Raw genomic sequence first — 20,664 nt, 5'->3', positions numbered from 1 at the left:
TTGCGGGAGCGATCAGAGCACCTGTTCGACTTCCCGTACTTCCGGCACGAAGTGATGGAGCAGGTTCTGGATGCCGTGCTTCAAAGTGGCGGTGGAGGACGGGCAGCCAGCGCAGGCGCCCTTCATATGCAGAAAGACAGTGCCCTTCTCATAGCCTCGGAACGTGATGTCACCACCATCCTGAGCGACTGCGGGACGCACACGGGTGTCGAGCAGTTCCTTGATGGTCGAAACGATCTGCTCGTCGGCCTCGTCATAAAACTCTCCGTCTTCCGAAACCGGAAGCCCGCCTAACCCTGCTTTCGCCATGACGGGCTGCCCCGACATGAAATGCTCCATGATGGTGCCGAGAATGGCCGGCTTCAAATGCTGCCAGTCTGGCCCATCCTCTTTGGTGACCGTAATGAAGTCATAACCGAAAAAGACACCGGACACGCCTGTGACCGAAAAAAGCCGCTCGGCCAGAGGCGATGTCTCCGCCGCGGACTCTGCCTCGCGGAAGTCGGCAGTGCCCTCTTCCAGAACCACTCGGCCAGGCAGGAATTTCAGCGTCGCGGGATTGGGGGTCGCTTCGGTCTGAATGAACATTGTAGTTTTCCGATCTGGCGTTTATTGGAATGATTCTAAAATAGGCGGAATCGTTCGACGGTTCAAGCGCACATATGGGGAGCACCGCGCGCTTATGCCAGGCTTTCGATTTCCTCGTCGCTCAGATTCTGCGGCACGACGGTGACGGGGATGGGAAAAGCGGCCGTCTTACCGGCAATGGACGAGACAAGCGGCCCCGGACCTTCCTTGGAACTGCCCGCCGCCAAAACCAGAATGGCGATGTCCTGATCCTCTTCGATCAGCTTGTGAATCTCGTCAGCGGATTTTCCTTCGCGCACGACGAGCTCCGGCTCGATGCCGATGGTCTCGCGGACCTTGGTCGCGTGGGTATCGAGTGCCGCATTGGCGGTTGCCGTCGCTTCCTCACGCATGATCTGCTCAACCCCCAGCCAATGCTGAAAGTCCCCGGGTTCGATCACGAAAAGAAGCACCAGAACGCCGTTCGTCGACTGGGCACGCCGGGCCGCATAGGCAACGGCCCGCTCGCATTCGGGCGTGTCATCAATGATGGCAAGGAATTTGCGGCGGTGCCCCGCCTCGCGGATCAGTCGCTTGGAGACCATTCACACGTCCTGTTTCGCCGGCGAGTGCCCCGCCAATTCCGCGCAATCTGCCATTGCAGAGGGCTTTCGGCAAGACGGGGCGCTCATCGGGGTCACCCGTCGATGAGCCCGATGATTTCGCGCACCATCTTCATGGTCGCTTCCGCCTTCTCGCGTGCCCGTCCCGCACCCTCGCACAGAACGCCATCGATATAGGCGGGATCAGCGATGATACGGCGCATCTCGCCTGCGATCGGGGACAGCTTCTCGACTGCAAGCTCCGCCAATGCCGGCTTGAACTCCGAGAACTGGCGTCCACCGAACTCTGCAAGAACATCCGCCTTGGTGACACCGGAAAGCGCGGCATAAATGCCAACGAGGTTCTGCGCCTCGGGGCGCTCTGCCAGGCCGCCCACTTCAGAGGGCAGTGGCTCGGGGTCGGTCTTCGCCTTCTTTATCTTTTTGGCGATGGCGTCGGCCTCGTCCGTCAGGTTGATGCGCGACAGGTCGGAGGGGTCCGATTTGGACATCTTCTTGGAACCGTCACGCAGGCTCATCACCCGCGTGATAGCGCCTTCGATCAGCGGTTCGGTGAGCGGGAAGAAGCCGTTCACCTTTTCCTCGCCCACCTCCATTTCGACGCCATAGCCCAGTTCGGCGATGCGCTGGGAAAAGTCGTTGTTGAACTTTTGCGCAATGTCACGCGTCAGCTCAAGGTGCTGTTTCTGGTCGTCCCCCACCGGCACATGGGTGGCGCGGTAGACGAGAATGTCGGCCGCCATGAGGCTCGGATAGGCAAGCAGACCGAGCGATGCGTTTTCACGATCCTTGCCGGCCTTGTCCTTGAACTGCGTCATGCGGTTCATCCAGCCGATGCGCGCAACGCAGTTGAAAATCCATGCGAGCTCGGCGTGCTGCAGCACCTGGCTCTGGTTGAAGACGATGTTCTTCTTCGGATCGATGCCGCTCGCGAGGAAAGCGGCGGTGATCGAACGCGTCTGGTCGGCCAGATCGTCGTGCGCCATGGTCGCGGTCAGTGAATGCAGATCGACGACGCAATAGATGCACTCATGGCTGTCCTGCAGAGCGACGAATTTCTGCAGCGCGCCCAGATAATTGCCGAGGTGAAGATTGCCCGTCGGCTGAACGCCGGAGAAGACGAGCTCCCTGAATTCGCTCATGGATCTTTCCTGAATGCCCTGTGGAGCGCGAAGGCCGCGCGCCATGGCTTATGAACGACGAGAAACCGGCAATCAAGCCCCACGCATCGATTGCGTTTCCGCGCCACCCGCCGGCAGCGGCTTTCCACGTGGCGGAAGCCCCACCAGAAGGCCGATGCGCCCAGGCAGTAACTCAACCGCCATGGCGAACAGAAAAGAGCCGGCGAACGTCGCCATCAGCACCAGCGCATACTCCGTCCAGACCCCAAGCCCGAGCGGCAGCACATAATAGAGGGCCGCCACCACCACGGTCTGATGCACGATGTAAAGCGGAAACACCTTGCGATTGAGCCATGAGACGATTGCACTCGGTGCATCCAGATGCTTCGCGGCGAACCCGCATAGCGCCAGGATCATCGTCCATGCAAGCGCCATCAGCAGTGCCTTGTATAGTGGTGTCATGGTTTCATAATCGCCGATCGAAAACCCGCCAGCTCCTGTCCATGAAAAAAGGTAGATCGCCAGCGTCAGCACTGCTGCCAACCCGGCACTTTGCCAGCGCAAACCCACCACGGTCCCGATCAATGCCTGGTGGTATCGGGCAAACAGAAAGCCAAGCCCGAACCAGCTCGCCCACACCGCAAACCATGCGCCGTCATTATAAAGCGCATTGGTCTGGCGCGGGAAAATGGGCGACAGCGCGAGATTGAACACGAGCGGAAGGAGAAAAAGCAAATAGACCCGGGGTGAGGCGGCTATCCGTTGAAACCAGTCGGTCACAGGCTTCATGAAAGGCTGGTCGATCAAGCGGAAGACCGGATAGCAGACAAAGGTCATCACCAGCAGATAGGCAACAAACCACATATGCGCCCAGGTGAAATTCCCGTCCGGATACTTGCCTTCGGTGAAATAGCGCGTGAGCCAGAAGGTGAGGAACGACCCCTCATAGCCATTCTCATATATGCGCTCGTACCAGACCTGCGGCACGATGATGACGCACATGGCGAAGATCAGCGGAGGGAAAAGCCGCTTGAAGCGGCCTTTCAGGAAGCTGAGGTCGCTACACCGCCGGTAGACGAACCACGTCCCCATGCCTGACACAAAAAAAAGCAGGGCGAGCCGCCACGCGCGCGGGAATTTCATGATAAGCGACAGCGTGGCACTGCCTTCCGGCGCTTCGATCAGCCACTTCATGTCGGGAAAGAACGCCACTGATGCATGGTAGGCGATCAGCAGCATGAACGCGGAGACACGCAGGAAATCGATGTAATAGAGCCGTTGCTGCATGCCTCTCCCCCGAAATAGCGAAGGGCACGCTATCAGCCCTGCCTTCGCATTCGGTTAATGGGAGACTTATCTGCCGCGTCTGCGCCGAACACGCGCCAGTTCCGCCCGGTCGATGCCACCGGTCGCAAGCGCCACGCCAAAATAGGCAATGGCCGCCAGAAGGACGATGGCAATAACCGTGAGAATGCGGACGATCAGAAGATCGTGTCCCACGAACTCCGGCAGAGCAGCAAGCAGCGCCCACACGACCGCTCCCATGACTGCGCTCGCAAGCAACATAAAGGTGATGCGACGAAGGGTGAGCGACGACGGACGAAAGTCGCCGCGCCGCCAGAGGGTAATGGCCAGCAGCAGCACGTTCACCCAGGCAGAGAGCGCCGTCGCCCCGGCAATGGCCACATGACCATACAGAGGGAAAAACAGGAGGCTCGCCGCAATGTTCACCACCACCGTGATCAGCGAGAACCACATGGGTGTTTTCATGTCCTCGCGGGCAAAAAAGGCTGGCTGAAACACCTTGGTCAGCACATAGGCCGGAAGACCGCTCGCGAAGGCCGCGAGAGCCGCCGCCGTCATCGCCGTATCGAGAGCGGTAAACTGGCCACGTTCATAGAGTATGGCAACGATCGGAGCCGGCATCACCATGAGCCCTACGGCGGCTGGCAGTGTGAGCCCCAGCGCGAATTCCATGGATCGGTTTTGCAGATGTTGCGCGTCGGCATGATCCCCCGCCTTCAGCGCACGGGAGAGCTCCGGCAGGAGCACCACGCCAACTGCAATGCCGATGACGCCGAGTGGCAACTGGTTGATGCGGTCGGCAAAGTTCAGAAGACCAATGGCATTGTCCTGCGTGGAGGCAATGATCTGCCCGACCAGAAGGTTGATCTGCATGATGCCGCCGGTGAGCAGCGCAGGCGCCATCAGCACAAGCAGGCGCTTGACGCCCGGTGTGAGACGCGGCGGGCGCAACCGCATGGAATAGCCCGCGTGACGCGCGCCCTGAATGAGAAAGAAAAGCTGCGCCAGACCCGAAGCAAACACACCCCAGGCAAGCCAGATCCCCGTCTGGCGTGGGTCGAATTCCCATAGCAGCGCGACAAGCAGAACCCCGATCAGAATGACATTGAGAAGCGTTGGCACCAATGCTGCCAGAAAATAATGGCGCATCGCATTCAGAATGCCGGAGAACATGGCGACCAGTGACATGCAGAACAGATAGGGGAACATGATACGCGTCATGATCACCGTCAGATCGAACTTCTCCGGCGTGTCGGCGAAACCCGGCGCGATGATGGTGGAGACGAGGAATGGCATGGCGAGCATGGCCGCGGCCGACAGCGCCAAGAGCACCGTGATCAGAACGGCGAGCACATTTTCACCAAAGCGCCGCGCCGCCTCGATGCCGCCGCCCTCCATTTCCTTGGCAAACAGCGGAATGAAGGCGGTGTTGAACGCACCTTCAGCGAAGAGCCTCCGGAAGAGATTGGGAAAGCGGAACGCGGCATAGAAGGCATCGGTCACGGGGCCGACACCGATCGCGGCGGCGATAAGAGCCTCACGCGCAAAGCCGAGTATGCGGCTTGCCATGGTGGCGCTGCCGACACTGGCGAATTTTCCAATGAGACTCATGGCTAGGAAGACCTGAAAACGGGAGCGGGATGGGGGCTGCAATCCATAGAATTGCAATGCTGAGATGCTCTGGCATGGATCCCCGGGTCAAGCCCGGGGATCCATGCCGGAACGCTGCTCCCGCCGCCGCCCTGCAAGACTCCCTCCCCCGCTGTTCCGCTCATTCGGCAGCCGCCCGTGACTTGCCTCTCGCCGATCGCTCCACGCCGCTTTCCAGCGTTTTTAGAAGAGCCTTGCGAATGGCGTCCAGCCGATCGGTGCTGACGATCTTCTGGCCGGTGAGATCGGTCACGTAGAATGTGTCGATCACCTTCTCACCGAAAGTGGTGATGTGTGCGGAAGCTATATCCAGCGAGAGATCAGACAGCGTTTCGGTCACCTCCGAGAGAAGACCCGGCCGATCCAGCCCCTTGACCTCGATGACAGAGAAGCGGTTCGACAGCGTGTTGCCAATCTCCACACGCGGTTCGACACGAAAAGCACGGGTGCCGCGGCGCGGCTTTGCGCGCTTTTCAATCATGTCTGGCAGATAGGATTTGCCCGAGAGTACATCCTCGATGAGCTTGCGTACACTTTCGGCGCGGCGGCGCTCATCCGCATCGAAATCGAATTCACGGTTGATCAGGATCGTATCGAGCGCGCGGCCATGGGTGGTGGTGAAAATCTGCGCATCGACGATGTTTGCTCCCGCCGCCGAGCAGGCACCCGCAATGATGGACAGGAGGCGGGGGTGGTCTGGAGCAAATACGGTAATCTCCGTCACCGCCTCGAATGTGTGTGGCTTCACCATCGTGGCCAGCGGGCGCTCCTCCCGGTCTGCCTCCCGGATGAAATCCGCATGGCGGATCTGATCATCCAGATCGACGGCCAAAAGATAGGCCGAATAATGCAATTCGAGATAGTCCTCGATGTCTTTTTTCGGCCAGCCGTGCTCCTCTAGCGCGCTTGCCAGCCTCTGGCGCGCCTCATCCGCACGGGTCGAGCGCGGTGCCTCCGAGAAGCCACCGGTCAGAAGCACTTCGGTCTCATAATAGAGCGTGCGCAGGAGCTGCCCCTTCCAGCCATTCCATACGCCCGGCCCTACCCCACGAATGTCGCAGACGGTCAGCACCAGAAGCAGCTTCAGCCGTTCCACGGACTGCACCATGTCGGCGAAGTCCTGGATGGTCTTGCGGTCGTTCAGATCGCGCGTCTGGGCAACCATGGACATGTCGAGATGATGCTCGACCAGCCAGGCGATCATCTCCGTTTCCTTGGGATCGAACCCCATATGCGGACACAGCCTGCGGGCGATACGCGCGCCCGCCGTCTCGTGGTCTTCGGGTCGCCCCTTGGCGATGTCATGCAGAAGCACCGTGGTGTAGAGCACTTCGCGCCACGGTTTCAGCGAGGGCATCAGGGAATGGGAAAGCGGATGCAGCTTCTCCCCGTCGCCATGCTCGATCTCGGACAGGACGCCAATGCAGCGGATGAGATGCTCGTCGACCGTATAGTGGTGGTACATGTTGAACTGCATCATCGCCACGATCTTGTTAAAATCGGGGATGAGCTTGCCCAGAACGCCTGCCTCGTTCATGCGGCGCATATTGAGCGCGGGATCGCGGTCGGATGTCAGCACATCCATGAAGAGGCGATTGGCCTCCTTGTCGCGGCGCAGATTGCGATCGATCAGCTTGAGCGAACGGGTAAGCAGCTTCAGCGCTTCGGGGTGATATTCGAGCCCGTGCCGGTCTGCGAACCAGAAGAGGCGCAACAGGTTCACCGGGTCGCGCTCGAACACACCTTCGTCGGCCACGTTGATGCGGTGATTGTCGACGATGAAATCGCTGGTGCCTGCAAGTTTTCTGCGGCGGCGCGAGAAATTCATGAAAAAGCGGTTGAAGCCGGGCACATGCTTGCCCTGCTCCTCCTCAAGAGCCGCACAGAAGATGCGGGTCAGGTCGCCCACGCCCTTGGCGGTCAGGAAGTAGTGCTTCATGAAACGCTCGACCGCCGACAGGCCGGGATGGCTCGTATAGCCAAGCCGCTCGGCAATATCGCGCTGAATATCGAAATGCAGCCGCTCTTCAGCCTTTCCGGTAAGAAAGTGCATGTGGCAGCGCACTGCCCAGAGAAAATCTTCCGCCTTGCGAAACTGGAGATATTCCTTGCGGGTGAAAACGCCCTGCCCCACCAGGTCTTCCGCGCGGCGCACACGGTAAAAATATTTGCCGATCCAGAACAGCGTGTGCAAGTCGCGCAGGCCGCCCTTCCCGTCCTTCACATTGGGCTCGACCAGATAGCGGCTCTCGCCCGCCTTGGCATGGCGCAGGTCGCGCTCGGCCAGCTTGGCCTGGCTGTATTCGGCGCCCGTATCCTTGACCACTTCCTCGTCGAAGCGCTCGACCATTTCCTCGTAGAGAGGCTTCTCACCGCAAATGAAGCGCGCTTCCAGAACCGCAGTGCGGATCGTCATGTCGGTGCGCGCCTGGCGGATGCACTCATCGATGTTGCGGGTGGCATGACCGACCTTCAGCCCCATGTCCCACAGCATATAGAGCACATATTCAACGATCTGCTCGCCCCACGGGGTTTGCTTGTAAGGAAGCAGAAACAGGAGATCTATATCGGAGCCTGGCGCCAGCGTGCCACGCCCATAGCCACCGACCGCGACGATCGCCAACCGCTCTGCCGATGAAGGGTTTTGTGTCGGATAGACATGCGTTGCCGCAAAAAGCTGCACCTCGGTGATGATCACATCCATGAGGTGCGAGAGACGCGCCGCGCAGGCCGTGCCCCCCCCATCATTCATCAGCATGGTTTCAGCGACTTTGCGGCCTTCAGCTATGCGCGCCTTCAGTGCCTTCATAACCTTCGAGCGCTGCTCTGGACCGCTCGACTGTTCGGCAAAGGCTGATAGCTCGGCACGCAACGCCGCGCCATCGATGATCTGATCGAGCTTGAGTGGAACCTTGGCCATGAGTTTCCCGAGTTGGCGGCGCTGTATAGCGTGTTTTCGCGCGCTGCGAAATGGCTGCCAAAAACTGCGGTTGCGGGTTTTACCGCCTGCCGCTATGTCGCACCCGTTTCGCACACCAACCACCCGGGTTTCAAATGGAGCTTCCCGCCCCGCTGCGCCAGGCAGTCGATGCACTTCTGGAAGGCACCCCGCTTTCCGATATACAGGACGCCGCCCGGCGCCTGTCGCAGCGCTATCGCGCCGAAACCCGCGATGGTAGCCTGCATGTGGGGGACACGCTGGCGGCAAAAGCCTATCTGGCAACCCGTCTGCCCGCCACTTATGCCGCGGTGCGCCAGTGCGTTTCCGAGACGGCGGCCCGGCGTCGGGATCTTGCGCCATCGCGCATGCTCGACGTCGGCGCGGGCCCCGGCACAGCGCTTTGGGCGGCACATGCAGAGTGGCCACATCTTGGTGTGGCGACGCTTGTTGAAACAAGCGCTGCCATGCGCGAGGCGGGCGCAAGGCTTGCTGAAGCTCTTCCCGTGAACACCAGGTGGCTTGCGGCAAGCATCGAAGGCGGTCTCACCGATATCGCGCCGGCCGACCTCGTGACGCTCTGTTATGTTCTGGATGAGCTTGCCCCGGCGGTGCGCGAAGCGCTGATCGACCGCCTCTGGGCCCTGACCACCGACACGCTGGTGATCGTGGAGCCAGGCACCCCTGCCGGCTGGCAGCGCATTCTTGCCGCACGCGACCGACTTACCGCTCTCGGCGCTTACATTCTGGCCCCCTGCCCGCATCACGCGCCCTGCCCGGTGGGGGACCCCGACTGGTGTCATTTTTCGCGCCGCGTGGCCCGCTCGCGCCTGCACCGCACAGCCAAGGGCGGCGAGGTGCCGTGGGAGGATGAAAAATTCTGCTTTCTGGCGGTGTCTCGCCACGCACCCGACGACCGACCCGACCGAGTGCTCGCCCCGCCAAAGAAGGCCAGCGGCATGGTGCGCCTGAAACTGTGCACCAGCAGCGGCGCTCTGGAGGAACGCCTTGTCACCCGCCGCGAAGGCCCCTCCTTCAGGGCCGCCCGCAAGGCCGACTGGGGCGATGTGCTTTAGGGCGAGGCAAGCAGCCTATTTCTCCGCCGCAATCTGCTTCAGCCGGTAAAGCGCCTCCAGCGCCTCGCGCGGGGTCAGGTCGTCGGGGTTGATCGCCTGCAGCTCATCGCCAAGCCGGTCAGGTGCCTTCGATGCCTTGGCTTCCTGTTTTGCCGCCACCGAGAAGAGCGGCAGATCATCGATCAGCTTCGAGGCATTGCCGGAGGTTTCGCCCTCTTCAAGCTGCTGGAGCACCTCGCGGGCGCGTTCGACCACCGCATGGGGCAGGCCAGCAAGCCTCGCCACCTGTACGCCGTAGGAGCGGTCGGCCGCGCCGCGTCCCACCTCGTGCAGGAACACCACGTCACCCTCGAATTCCTTCACCCGCATGGTGACATTGGAGAGCCTTCCGAGCTTTTCGGAAAGCGCTGTCATCTCGTGGAAATGGGTGGCGAAGAGCGCCCGGCAGCGGTTTTGTTCGTGCAGATACTCGACCGCTGCCCAGGCAATGGAAAGACCGTCAAACGTCGCTGTTCCCCGGCCAATCTCATCAAGGATCACCAGCGCGCGCGGCCCCGCCTGATTGAGGATCGCCGCGGTCTCCACCATTTCGACCATGAAGGTCGAACGGCCACGCGCCAGATCATCGGACGCACCGACGCGGCTGAAGAGACGGTCCACCACGCCGATGCGGGCAATAGACGCGGGCACGAAGGAGCCCATCTGCGCCATCACCGCGATCAGCGCGTTCTGGCGCAGAAAAGTCGATTTACCGCCCATGTTCGGGCCTGTCAGAAGCCAGATCGCGCCCGCCTGCTCCTCACCTGTCGGCGAGAGGTCGCAGTCATTGGCAACGAACGGTTCGGCCAGTTGCCTGCGCAACGCCTGCTCGACCACCGGATGCCGTCCACCCTCAATGTGGAAGTCGAGACTGTCGTCCACCTGCGGGCGGCAATAGTTTTCCGCTTCCGCAAGCTCGGCAAGTGCGGCCGAAACATCGAGCACCGCCAGCGCATCGGCGGCAGCGCGGATGCTATCGGCGGCGGACACTGCTTCCGACAGCAGCTGGTCGAACACGCCAAGCTCGATCTGCAAGGCGCGGTCGGCGGCGTTGGCGATTTTCGTTTCAAGCTCGGCCAGTTCCGTCGTGGTGAAGCGCATGGCGTTGGCCATGGTCTGGCGGTGGATGAAGCGGGCCTTGGCCTCATCCGTTCCCGTCATCACGCCGGCATTGTTGGCCGTGACCTCAATGTAGTAGCCGAGCACATTGTTGTGCCGGATCTTGAGCGACTTGACGCCCGTCTCCTCGGCAAGCTGCCGCTCCATCTCGGCGATCACCCGGCGCGACTGGTCGCGAAGCGCGCGCATCTCGTCGAGCTCGTCATTGTAGCCGGCGCGGATGAACCCGCCGTCGCGCTTTAAAAGCGGAAGCTCATCAGAAAGCGCGCGCGCAAGATGGGCGGCAAAATCCATGGGAAGACCGGCTATTCCGGAAAGCGCTCCGGCGATCTCCGCCGGCGCGTCCTTACCCATAAGCAGCTCCGCCACGCCATGCGCTGCCTCGAAACCGGAGGCGAGCGCGCCGAGATCGCGCGGGCCACCACGGTTGAGCGCCAGACGCGAAAGCGCGCGGGCAATGTCCGGTACGCCCTTCAGAAGCCGGCGCATATCCTCGCGCAGGCCCGGCTCGGCAAGAAAGAAGGACACCGCATCGAGCCGCCTGCCAATCGCCTCCGGATCGGTGAGCGGTGACATGAGCCGCTCGAACAAAAGCCGGCTGCCCGCCCCCGTCACCGTGCGGTCGATGGCTTTGGCAAGGCTGCCCTCGCGGCTGCCGGACAAGGTGCGGCCAAGCTCCAGATTGGCGCGGGTCGCCGGGTCGATGAACAGGCTCGCGCCCTCGTCATCACGTTCCGGGCGGCCAAGCGGCGGACGCTCTGCCTTCTGGGTCTTCTCCACATAGGCGACCGCGCCGGAAATGGCCGAAAGCTCGGCGCGGGAATAGCGGCCAAAACCTTCCAGCGTCGCCACGCCATAAAAGCGCGTCAGGCGCATTTCGGCGGAGGCGGAATCGAACAGGTTCGCCGGCTGCGGATTGGCCACCCGTCCCAGAACATCGAAGGCAGGCCGGAAGGCCTCGTCATAATAGACGGCCTCGGGCACGATCAGCTCACGCGGGTCGATGCGCAGTACATCGGCCAAAAGCCGGTCGGGCCGCGTGGGTGCGACCCGAAACGCGCCGGTGGAAATGTCGATCCAGGCGAGCGCAAGGCTCTCATCCCCTCCCTTCACCCGGCCAAGGGCCATCAGATAGTTGGCCTCGGAGGGGTCGAGCAGCTTTTCCTCGGTGATGGTGCCCGGCGTGACCAGCCGGATCACATCGCGCCGCACCACGGATTTCGAACCGCGCTTCTTCGCCTCCGCCGGGTCTTCCATCTGCTCACAGACAGCGACGCGATGGCCAAGCCCGATCAGCTTCTGCAAATAATCGTCAGCCGCATGCACCGGCACGCCGCACATGGGGATGTCGTCGCCCTGGTGCTTGCCGCGCCTGGTGAGCGTGATGCCCAGCGCCCGGCTGGCAATCTCCGCATCCTCGAAGAACAGCTCATAGAAATCGCCCATGCGATAGAACAGGAGCGAATCGGGATTGGCCGTCTTGATCTCGATATATTGCGCCATCATGGGCGTTGCCCCGGCGGCTGCCTGCATTGCCTTTTGGCGCATGGGCGTTTCGTCGTTCAAGGAGGGCTCCCCCAGCCTTTGCATTGGCTTTGTACTGGCTTCAAATCAACAGCTTCAATCTGCTTGGCCATTTACTGGGCAAAAGTGTAGCCTTATGCACCCGTCACTGGCAAAACTCCACAGAAAGCATAAGCCAGAGCCCGTCTCCCGGAGGAAAAAAGCCGACATGCCCAACGATAAAAAGTCCGAACGTCAGGGACCGTCCGTCAGCCCGCAGGAAGCGCTCGACTTCCACTCATCCGGCAGACCCGGCAAGCTGGAAATCACCCCCACCAAGCCGATGGCGACGCAGCGCGACCTGTCGCTCGCCTATTCTCCGGGCGTGGCGGTTCCCGTTCAGGCCATTGCCGAAGACCCGAGCCGCGCCTTCGACTACACCACGCGCGGCAACATGGTGGCCGTCATTTCCAACGGTACGGCGATCCTCGGCCTCGGCAATCTGGGCGCGCTCGCCTCCAAGCCGGTGATGGAGGGCAAATCCGTCCTTTTCAAACGCTTCGCCGACGTGGATTCCATCGATCTCGAGGTCGACACGGAAGACGCCGACGCCTTCGTCAACTGCGTCAAGCTGCTCGGCCCCTCCTTCGGCGGCATCAATCTGGAAGACATCAAGGCGCCCGAGTGCTTCATCATCGAAAGCCAGTTGCGCGAGCTGATGGACATCCCCGTCTTTCATGACGACCAGCACGGCACGGCGATCATCGCGCTCGCCGGCCTCATCAACGCGCTGCACCTCACCGACCGCGACATCAAGACGACCAAGCTTGTCTGCAATGGCGCGGGGGCTGCCGGCATTGCCTGTATCGAGCTTGCCAAATCGCTTGGCCTTGCGCCGGAAAACGTCTTCCTCTGCGACACGAAGGGCGTGGTCTACAAGGGCCGCGAGGAAGGCATGAACCAGTGGAAATCCGCCCATGCCGTCGAAACCGACAAGCGCACGCTGGCCGAGGCGCTGGAAGGGGCGGATGTGTTTTTCGGCCTTTCGGCCAAGGGCGCGCTGACGCCGACCATGGTGCAGTCCATGGCGAAAAACCCGATCATCTTCGCTATGGCCAATCCGGACCCGGAAATCACGCCAGAGGAAGTGGCCGAAATCCGCACCGACGCCATCATGGCGACGGGCCGCTCGGACTATCCCAACCAGGTGAACAACGTCCTCGGCTTCCCCTACATCTTCCGTGGTGCGCTCGATGTGCGCGCGACCACCATCAACGACGCGATGAAGGTGGCCGCCGCCGAAGCGCTGGCCGAGCTTGCCCGCAAGGACGTGCCGGACGATGTGGCCGCAGCCTATCAGGGCAACCGCCCAAAATATGGCCCCAACTACATTATCCCCGTGCCGTTCGATCCGCGCCTCATCTCGGCGGTGCCGGTGGCTGTCGCAAAGGCGGCGATGGATTCGGGCGTTGCCCGCCGTCCCATCCTCGACATGCAGAAATACGAAAACGAGCTTTCGGCCCGCCGCGACCCGCTCGCCTCGACGCTCCAGCGCATCTACGACCGGGTGCGCCGCCAGCCCAAGCGCGTGGTCTTCGCCGAGGGCGAGGAAGAACAGGTGATGCGCGCTGCCGCCTCCTATGTGAACCAGAAGCTCGGCACCGCCATTCTTCTCGGCCGGGAGGAGCAGATCCGCGAGACGGCGCGGCAGGCGGGCGTCGATCTTTCCAAATCCGGCATCGAGATCATCAATGCGCGGCTTTCGCGCCGCAACAGCATCTATGCCGACTATCTCTATGAGCGCCTGCAGCGGAAGGGCTATCTCTTCCGCGATGCGCAGCGCCTGATCAACAACGACCGCAACCACTTCGCCGCAACCATGGTAGCGCTGGGCGATGCGGATGCGATGGTGAGCGGCGTGACGCGCAACTATTCCACCGTGCTCGACGATGTGCGCCGCGTGATCGACGCCCGCCCCGGCCACCGGGTCATCGGCGTCACGCTGGCGCTGTGCCGCGGGCGCACCGTGCTGGTGGCCGATACGGCGGTGCACGACATGCCCAATTCCGAGGAGCTGGCCGACATTGCCGAGGAGGCTGCCGGACAGGCCCGCCGCATGGGCTATGAGCCGCGCGTGGCGATGCTCGCCTATTCCACCTTCGGCCACCCGCCGGGCGAACGTTCCGAGCGTGTGCAGGAGGCGGTGAAGATCCTCGACAAGCGCCGGGTCGATTTCGAATATGATGGCGAGATGGCCGCCGATGTGGCGCTGAATCCGAGCCTGATGCAGCAATATCCCTTCTGCCGCCTGTCGGGCCCGGCGAACGTGCTCGTCATGCCCGCCTTCCACTCCGCCTCCATCTCCACCAAGATGCTGCAGGAACTGGGCGGCTCAACCGTCATCGGCCCGCTTCTGGTGGGGCTGAACAAGTCTGTTCAGGTGGTTTCGCTCAACGCGAAGGATTCGGATATCGTAAACATGGCGGCGATTGCGGCTTATAATGCGGCGGTTTGAGGTCAGAAAAACTCAAGAAAATAAAAAAACATGTATGCAAAGAGCCTATCTTCTATACTTCACAAGAGTATTTCCGAAGCAGAAGATTACAGCGAAACGTTAAAGCGCTTCGAAGGCTTGCGCAGCTATCACCTACTGCCTCGTGGGCGCGGCAAGGCTGGCGAACGTCTCACCAACGAGCAGATCGCTTCCGCAATAATTGGATTCGTTCCAAAATCCAGCAACAGGGCAGGGCAGGTCGCCTCTATTATGGGTGACCTTCGGCCCGTGGGCGGCATCGAAGCTTCGTTTCAAAGGTCGACCTCGCTCAACTCCGCCATTGCTGCCCTGCTCAGCGAAAGTGAAGTCTGGAAAACGCTAATATCGCTATCACTATCGATGGCCCACACCTCTGGGGCGAATGAATACCAAGCGCGTCTCGTTTCCGAAGAGAACGGCCAGCGACGGACGTTCTCATATGTTTCAAAATACGCCATTTCGCTGACAGCAAAGGGTTCCGAGGAAGAATTTGACCACGATCGCCCGATTTCAGCCAGTACTAGGCAACTCATTCTAGGCCGCGCCTTTTTTCGAGAGCTCAAACGAAATGTCGCTCTCTCCCGGAGCTTAAATTTGCCTGTGGAGACGGATTGGTGCGAATATCAGAATGAAGAAGAGCTAGGCGCTTTTTGTCAACGTCTGGGTGCCACGTCGCATTCATGTTTTCTGAATATTGGCGTTGATACCGATGCCACATGGCCGAAGAGCCCAACACGTATTTCTTTTGGCGGCCATCATTTTGTGTTGTTTCCCAAAACTAGTGAGTATTCACATTCAATCAGCATAGATTTGCACACTGAACGCATCACAAATGAAGAAGCTCTGACACTTCTGAATCGCTTTTTAAGCCTGCTCTCATGGTGCGATGATTGCCATGCAGTCTTGCGCGATGGTTGGTCTGGCAACCCTGTACCAGTGCCAGTTCCGAGACATGACACAGCGTTTGCCACAATGCAGCGTTGGATGTTCTACCGGACAATGCCTCAAGACAATGCGTTACTGAACTGTCTCTCTTACTACAGAGAGGGCCTGAACGCAGCTGAAGCTGGCATCGCATCACAGGAAGTTTTGAGCTTCTTCAAAGTGTTCGAAATGAAGCGCAAAGGCCGGGAGGTCAGGCAGTGGATCGCGGATGCTTTCGAAGAAGCATGTGCAAACGTGAATGAGAGGACGATAGAACAGTTTCACAAAGACCGAAACGGTATCTCCGTTGAGAAATATATCTTTGAAAACTGCCGCGTCGCGTCAGCTCACGCCTCCCGAAATCATCCCTCCGATGGAGACAATTCGCTTGAAACAATCAGGCTTTCGAACGCAGCCCAAATCATACGGGCGCTAGCGCGCCATCACATCCGAACGATTTTCAATTTTTCGGAATCGTACCTTCACGATTAAACAATCTGAAGAGATCAGTACCTTTAACAGCCGAACACTAAATCAATACTTTAAATTTTTGAATACGGCCTTCTCAAGCCGCAAAGCGCTGCGCTTCGGCCCCGTAGTAATTGATATACCGGTCCGAGATCGCCTCCACCGGCAGCACGACGAACACATCCGTGGTGCCGAAATCATGGTCGATCACGCAGCCATCGCCAAAGCGGGCGCCGAGGCGCAGATAGCCTTTGACGAGGGGCGGCATGGCGGCAAGCGCCGAGCGGGTCTGGATCGCTTCCTTCGGCATCAGGTCGAGCGGGGCATAGCGGCTGGCGACGGCGCGCACATGCCACTCGGCCTCCACCTGGCAGAAATGCCCGAGGAAGGAGAGCGCTTCCGCATGGGCCGCCGGCACGACGCCGGGGAAGGAGGCGCAGCCCATCATCACGTCGATGCGCTTCTTGCGGCAATAGGCCCAGATGCCCTGCCACAGAAGCTCGATCGTGCGCTTGGTGCGGTAGGGCGGCAGAACGCAGGAGCGGCCAAGCTCCAGAAAGCGGCGGCCCTGGTGGCGGGCCATCAGCGTCTCGATGGCGAATTCGTCTGCGGAATAGAATTTTCCGGCCCGGCGCGCGCCCTCCGGCGTCAAAAGCCGGTAGGTGCCGACAATGCGGTCCACATCCTCGCCCGGAAGCGCGGTGTCGAACACCAGAAGATGGTCGCACACGGCATCGAACGCATCCGCGTCACGGTCGGCATTCAGCGCGCCGAGCGGCGCCTTTGCGCCCATCTCGTCATAAAAAACCCGGTAGCGAATGCTCTGGGCCGCGACAATCTCCTCCTCGCTGCGCGCAAGGCGCACTTCCAGCGAGCCGATGCGGCCCAGAAGAGCCTCCTCGGCAGCGCTTACGAGCGGCGGCCTTGCGGCCTGGTCATCGAGAGGCGTCCGGTTCAGCGTGATGCCCTGCATTGCTGATTCTCCTCCGCTTGGCGTTGACGCTCAGATAGTGATCGCTTGCGACAGAACTATGACACTACCGTCACACGAGGGTAAGCGGCAAGCGGGAGTGGGGGCGCGGGCACCGCCCCTGCTCCACCGGCAGCACCTTCTGCAAAACCAGGCCCTGCTCTCAATGGGTCCCGCGTCAGGCCCGGGTAGACGCGGTGCTTGGAGGGCGAAGGACCACACAGCCCTCATCCTGAGCGTGTCGAAGGGCGAGGGCGGCATGGAGTGCAGCGGCGGTGGCGAGGGTCGTGCATGCCTTCACCCCGCCCTTCGCCCTTCGACAGGCTCAGGAAGCGCAGGATGAGGGTGAAGGCACAGAGAAGCGGCATTCGCAACCCGCCCAATCGAACCGCTCATTCCGCACCTGGGTCTGTCCCCACCCTGTTCTCAGGCCGTGACCTGCAGCTCCAGCGCGGCCAGAAGTTCGTCCGGGTCGAGCGGCTTGGTGACAAAGCCATTGGCGCCATGGGCAAGCACGCCGCTGCGCGTTTCTTCCTGCCCGTCGGCGGTGAGAACGAGGATGGGCAGAGGTGCCAGCCCTGTTTCCTCCTCGTGACGGCGGATGGCGTTGATGGCGTCGAGCCCGTCCATCACCGGCATGTGCAGATCCATCAGCACCGCATCGAAGCGTGTGCCCGGCGCGCTCACCGCCTCCACCGCCTCGCGCCCGTTGGAGACGAGGGTGACCCGATGCCCAGCGCGAGACAGTGTGGCGCGCGCCAGCATGGCGTTGATCTCGTTGTCCTCGGCCACAAGGATGTTGAGCCCGCCCGCGCGCCGGCCCATGGTCCCGGCATCATGTGTGCGATCATGCGTTTCCGCAGCCGGCCAGGTGGCCTCGCCCTTGCTGCCCAAAAGCTGGCGCAGCAGCGTCCTGCCACGCACGGGCCGCGCGAGAAACGCGCCATAGCCGCTGGCGCGAAACGCGGGAAGCCGCCCGCGCTCGGAAGGCGTGATCAGCGTCAGCGCGCGCTCTCCGCCCACGCCGAGCTTGTGCAGACGGGTGATCAGCGCGCCCTCGTCGCTTTCAAGCGAGGCGTCGACCAGCACCGTGTTGAACGGCCGGCCGCTCTCCTCGGCGAGCCTTGCCGCATCCTCCGCAGTGGCGGCGATCGCCGCGCGCCCGCCATGGACACGCACCGTCATGGCGATGGTCTCGGCCTCCTGTGCGAAGGGCGAAAGAATGACGGCGTTGATCCCTTCAAGCACCGGCTCGACGCGGCCCGCCTCTTCCGCCTCCGCGTCCAGCGGCAGGAGCACGGCAAATTCCGAGCCCTCGCCCGGCGTGCTCGCCACGCTGATCGAGCCATTCATCGCGTCGACAATGCGCTTGGTGATGGCAAGGCCGAGCCCCGCGCCGCCATGGCGGCGGGTGGAGCTGCCGTCCACCTGTTCGAAATCCTTGAAAATACGGTTGATGTCGTCCTTTTCGAGCCCGGGCCCGGAATCGGAAACGGCAATCCGCAGCGCCGGCGCACCATTCTTCTCCGCCCGCGAGACCGCGACCGTCACCCCGCCCTCGTCGGTGAATTTGAGCGCATTGCCGAGCAGGTTGATCAGCACCTGGCGAAGCCGGCCCGGATCCGCCGTGATGGTTTCGGGCACATCCGGCGCGATGTAGCAGCCAAGGCCGATGTTCTTTGCAAAGGCGCGGGCAGCCAGAAGCTCGACCACGTTTTCCACGAGCTCGTTCACCGGGAGCGCCTGGGGCTCCAGTTCCAGCCGCCCCGCCTCGATCTTGGAATAGTCGAGCAGGTCCTCGATCAGCGCCACAAGCGCGCTCGCAGAAGTGGATACCGCGCCCACATAGGTGCGCTGCTCGGGCGTCAGTTCCGTGTCGGCCAGAAGCGTCGCCATGCCCATAATGCCGTTCATCGGGGTGCGGATTTCATGGCTCACAGTGGCGAGGAAGCTCGATTTCGCGCGGCTTGCCTGTTCGGCGCGTTCGCGCGCGTTGATCAGCGCTGTCTCGGCCCGCTTGCGGGCGGTGATGTCGCGCGCAATGGCGCGGTGCGACACCGAATCCGCGCTGTCGTCGCGCACCGAGTGCTCGATCCATGAATACCAGCGCACCCCGCCACGCGTGTGGATCGCCACATCGGTAGAACTCAGGCATTCGCCATCGGTGAAAGCCGCATCGGGCACGAGGCCGATGTCGATGCCGAGTTGGCTCAGCGTGCGGCCCACCAGGGTGGAAGGGTCGCGACCCAGAAGATCGGCGAACACGCGGTTCACATAGACGATGCGGCCGCTGCGGTCGCGGTGGACGATCAGGTCTCCCAGCGCGTCCACCAGCCCGTGAAAGCGCTCCTCGCTTTCGCGCAGCTCCCACATGCGGTCGGCCAGTTCTTCGAGCTCGCCGCGATTAACCGTCTCGGATTCGGCAAGCGCAGTCGCCATGCGCCGGTCCGCCCTGGAGGCGCGCAAGGCGATGGCCAGCGCAAGAGCGCCCAGCCCCAGAAGCGCCATGCTGACCAGCGGTGAAGCGCCTGTCAGATGGCTGAGCCCGGCAATCAGGATGATCGCGAGACCGATTGCCACCTCGCCATGATGTGTCGGCACGGGAAGCCGCACCGGCGCGAGCGCCGGTGGCCTGATGCGGATCCTCTTGCGCGGCTGCCGCTCTGGAGAAAGCGTCCTTGCCGGCTTCTGGTCGCTTTTGTTTTTCCCCGCAACTGTCATGGCGAAGACAATAGGCGGCGGGAATTACGGAAGCTTTTGGCTGGTCGTTTGAATTTTAGCGATCGCCTTAACCGGGCATCTCCACCACCACGCGCCCGCGCACCCTGCCTTCGATGATGTCCGTTGCCACCGAAATCACGTCGCTGAACGGCACGACGCTTGCGATCGCGCCAAGTTTTTTGTGGTCGAGTTCTTTGGCAATGCGCTGCCAGGCCTCCATGCGCAGTTCCTTCGGCGCCATGACGGAATCAACGCCCAGCAGCGAGACGCCGCGCAGGATGAACGGCGCGACACTGGCCGGCAGGTCCATGCCCTGCGCCAGACCGCAGGCAGCAACCGCGCCGCCATAGGAGGTCATCGACAGAACATTGGCGAGCGTGTGGCTGCCCACCGCATCGATGCCACCGGCCCATCGCTCCTTGCCGAGCGGACGGGCGGGGCCGGAAAGCTCCTCCCGGTCGATGATTTCTGATGCGCCGAGCTCCTTCAGGTAATCGGCCTCGGATGCGCGCCCGGTGGAGGCGATCACGTGATGCCCCTGCCCGGCCAGAAGCGCGATTGCGACAGAGCCGACACCGCCGGCCGCCCCCGTCACCACCACCGGCCCGCGTTCCGGCGTGATGCCGTGACGTTCCAGCGCCATCACGCACAGCATGGCCGTATAGCCGGCGGTGCCCACGGCCATGGCGTCCTTCGCGCTCATTCCGTCGGGCAGCGGCACCAGCCAGTCACCATTCACCCGCGCGCGCCCGGCATAGGCGCCATAATGCGTCTCACCCACGCCCCAGCCGTTGAGAATGACCTTATCGCCCTCTTTCCAGCCGTCATGGGTGGATTTCACAACCGTGCCGGCGAAATCGATGCCCGGCACAAGCGGAAAGCGCCGCACCACGGGGGCCTTGCCGGTAACGGCGAGCCCGTCCTTGTAGTTGACGGTGGTCGCCTCCACGGCAACTGTAACGTCGCCCTCCATCAGATCGTCTTCGGAAAGCTCCGTCCATTCGACGGACTGCTTCTTGTCCTCGTCGCGCGAAATCAGAACCGCTTGAAACGTGTCCGCCATCACTCACTCCGGCTGGTTACGGTCATCGATGATGGCAGACTTTG

Annotated in this window: 13 protein-coding genes; 3 read left to right on the top strand and 10 right to left on the bottom strand. The window is 61.7% G+C overall.

Annotated elements, in window-relative coordinates:
- Positions 1 to 12 precede the first annotated feature (12 nt).
- From HF949_RS05405 to HF949_RS05380, 6 genes are all read right to left on the bottom strand, one after another.
- Positions 13 to 588: a NifU family protein gene (locus HF949_RS05405; RefSeq protein ID WP_229450350.1), complete on the bottom strand. Its 576-nt coding sequence runs from the start codon at positions 586 to 588 to the stop codon at positions 13 to 15.
- Positions 589 to 680: 92 nt separating this feature from the next.
- Positions 681 to 1,172, bottom strand: a complete 492-nt coding sequence (locus HF949_RS05400) for a universal stress protein (protein WP_007008142.1) — start codon at positions 1,170 to 1,172, stop codon at positions 681 to 683.
- Between the two features lie 92 nt (positions 1,173 to 1,264).
- Entirely contained in the window at positions 1,265 to 2,332 is a 1,068-nt protein-coding gene (gene trpS / locus HF949_RS05395; RefSeq protein ID WP_292898805.1) for a tryptophan--tRNA ligase, read from the bottom strand.
- A gap of 72 nt (positions 2,333 to 2,404) precedes the next feature.
- Positions 2,405 to 3,598, bottom strand: a complete 1,194-nt coding sequence (locus HF949_RS05390; RefSeq protein ID WP_292898803.1) for an acyltransferase family protein — start codon at positions 3,596 to 3,598, stop codon at positions 2,405 to 2,407.
- Between the two features lie 66 nt (positions 3,599 to 3,664).
- Entirely contained in the window at positions 3,665 to 5,227 is a 1,563-nt protein-coding gene (gene murJ, locus HF949_RS05385) for a murein biosynthesis integral membrane protein MurJ (protein WP_292898801.1), read from the bottom strand.
- A 160-nt stretch (positions 5,228 to 5,387) separates the two neighbouring features.
- Complete coding sequence (locus HF949_RS05380; protein WP_292898799.1) at positions 5,388 to 8,186, bottom strand: [protein-PII] uridylyltransferase; 2,799 nt, start codon at positions 8,184 to 8,186, stop codon at positions 5,388 to 5,390.
- Positions 8,187 to 8,320: 134 nt separating this feature from the next.
- Between HF949_RS05380 and HF949_RS05375 the strand changes: the two genes are divergently transcribed.
- Positions 8,321 to 9,280, top strand: a complete 960-nt coding sequence (locus tag HF949_RS05375) for a small ribosomal subunit Rsm22 family protein (RefSeq protein ID WP_292898797.1) — start codon at positions 8,321 to 8,323, stop codon at positions 9,278 to 9,280.
- A gap of 15 nt (positions 9,281 to 9,295) precedes the next feature.
- Here the strand turns inward: HF949_RS05375 and mutS are convergent, their stop codons facing one another.
- Positions 9,296 to 11,944 (bottom strand): DNA mismatch repair protein MutS, encoded by a 2,649-nt coding sequence (gene mutS / locus HF949_RS05370; protein WP_292900004.1) that lies wholly within the window; start codon positions 11,942 to 11,944, stop codon positions 9,296 to 9,298.
- A 226-nt stretch (positions 11,945 to 12,170) separates the two neighbouring features.
- Between mutS and HF949_RS05365 the strand changes: the two genes are divergently transcribed.
- Positions 12,171 to 14,456, top strand: a complete 2,286-nt coding sequence (locus tag HF949_RS05365; protein WP_292898795.1) for an NADP-dependent malic enzyme — start codon at positions 12,171 to 12,173, stop codon at positions 14,454 to 14,456.
- Between the two features lie 30 nt (positions 14,457 to 14,486).
- The gene (mauJ, locus tag HF949_RS05360) at positions 14,487 to 15,890 is read left to right on the top strand and encodes a methylamine utilization protein MauJ (protein ID WP_292898793.1); all 1,404 of its coding nucleotides are present in this window, start codon (positions 14,487 to 14,489) and stop codon (positions 15,888 to 15,890) included.
- A 73-nt stretch (positions 15,891 to 15,963) separates the two neighbouring features.
- Here the strand turns inward: mauJ and HF949_RS05355 are convergent, their stop codons facing one another.
- The 3 genes from HF949_RS05355 to acuI all read right to left on the bottom strand — a co-directional run bounded on the left by HF949_RS05355 (position 15,964) and on the right by acuI (position 20,620).
- Positions 15,964 to 16,839 (bottom strand): GNAT family N-acetyltransferase, encoded by an 876-nt coding sequence (locus HF949_RS05355; protein ID WP_292898791.1) that lies wholly within the window; start codon positions 16,837 to 16,839, stop codon positions 15,964 to 15,966.
- A gap of 423 nt (positions 16,840 to 17,262) precedes the next feature.
- The gene (locus tag HF949_RS05350; protein ID WP_292898789.1) at positions 17,263 to 19,557 is read right to left on the bottom strand and encodes a PAS domain-containing hybrid sensor histidine kinase/response regulator; all 2,295 of its coding nucleotides are present in this window, start codon (positions 19,555 to 19,557) and stop codon (positions 17,263 to 17,265) included.
- 67 nt (positions 19,558 to 19,624) lie between these two features.
- Positions 19,625 to 20,620, bottom strand: a complete 996-nt coding sequence (gene acuI, locus HF949_RS05345; protein WP_292898787.1) for an acrylyl-CoA reductase (NADPH) — start codon at positions 20,618 to 20,620, stop codon at positions 19,625 to 19,627.
- Positions 20,621 to 20,664: the final 44 nt, after the last annotated feature.

This window comes from Nitratireductor sp. (assembly GCF_017794765.1).
GTDB lineage: Bacteria > Pseudomonadota > Alphaproteobacteria > Rhizobiales > Rhizobiaceae > Nitratireductor.
Note: the sequence above shows the minus strand (reverse complement) of the source record. Positions and strands in the feature narration are given on the sequence as shown.

What these genes read in the sequence shown, in the direction of transcription:
- mauJ (WP_292898793.1), top strand. Translation starts at nt 14,487, where the DNA reads ATGTATGCAAAGAGCCTATCTTCTATACTTCACAAGAGTATTTCCGAA.
- mutS (WP_292900004.1), bottom strand. Translation starts at nt 11,944, where the DNA reads ATGATGGCGCAATATATCGAGATCAAGACGGCCAATCCCGATTCGCTC.
- HF949_RS05405 (WP_229450350.1), bottom strand. Translation starts at nt 588, where the DNA reads ATGTTCATTCAGACCGAAGCGACCCCCAATCCCGCGACGCTGAAATTC.
- murJ (WP_292898801.1), bottom strand. Translation starts at nt 5,227, where the DNA reads ATGAGTCTCATTGGAAAATTCGCCAGTGTCGGCAGCGCCACCATGGCA.
- HF949_RS05390 (WP_292898803.1), bottom strand. Translation starts at nt 3,598, where the DNA reads ATGCAGCAACGGCTCTATTACATCGATTTCCTGCGTGTCTCCGCGTTC.
- HF949_RS05375 (WP_292898797.1), top strand. Translation starts at nt 8,321, where the DNA reads ATGGAGCTTCCCGCCCCGCTGCGCCAGGCAGTCGATGCACTTCTGGAA.
- acuI (WP_292898787.1), bottom strand. Translation starts at nt 20,620, where the DNA reads ATGGCGGACACGTTTCAAGCGGTTCTGATTTCGCGCGACGAGGACAAG.
- HF949_RS05380 (WP_292898799.1), bottom strand. Translation starts at nt 8,186, where the DNA reads ATGGCCAAGGTTCCACTCAAGCTCGATCAGATCATCGATGGCGCGGCG.
- HF949_RS05400 (WP_007008142.1), bottom strand. Translation starts at nt 1,172, where the DNA reads ATGGTCTCCAAGCGACTGATCCGCGAGGCGGGGCACCGCCGCAAATTC.
- HF949_RS05355 (WP_292898791.1), bottom strand. Translation starts at nt 16,839, where the DNA reads ATGCAGGGCATCACGCTGAACCGGACGCCTCTCGATGACCAGGCCGCA.
- HF949_RS05365 (WP_292898795.1), top strand. Translation starts at nt 12,171, where the DNA reads ATGCCCAACGATAAAAAGTCCGAACGTCAGGGACCGTCCGTCAGCCCG.
- trpS (WP_292898805.1), bottom strand. Translation starts at nt 2,332, where the DNA reads ATGAGCGAATTCAGGGAGCTCGTCTTCTCCGGCGTTCAGCCGACGGGC.
- HF949_RS05350 (WP_292898789.1), bottom strand. Translation starts at nt 19,557, where the DNA reads ATGACAGTTGCGGGGAAAAACAAAAGCGACCAGAAGCCGGCAAGGACG.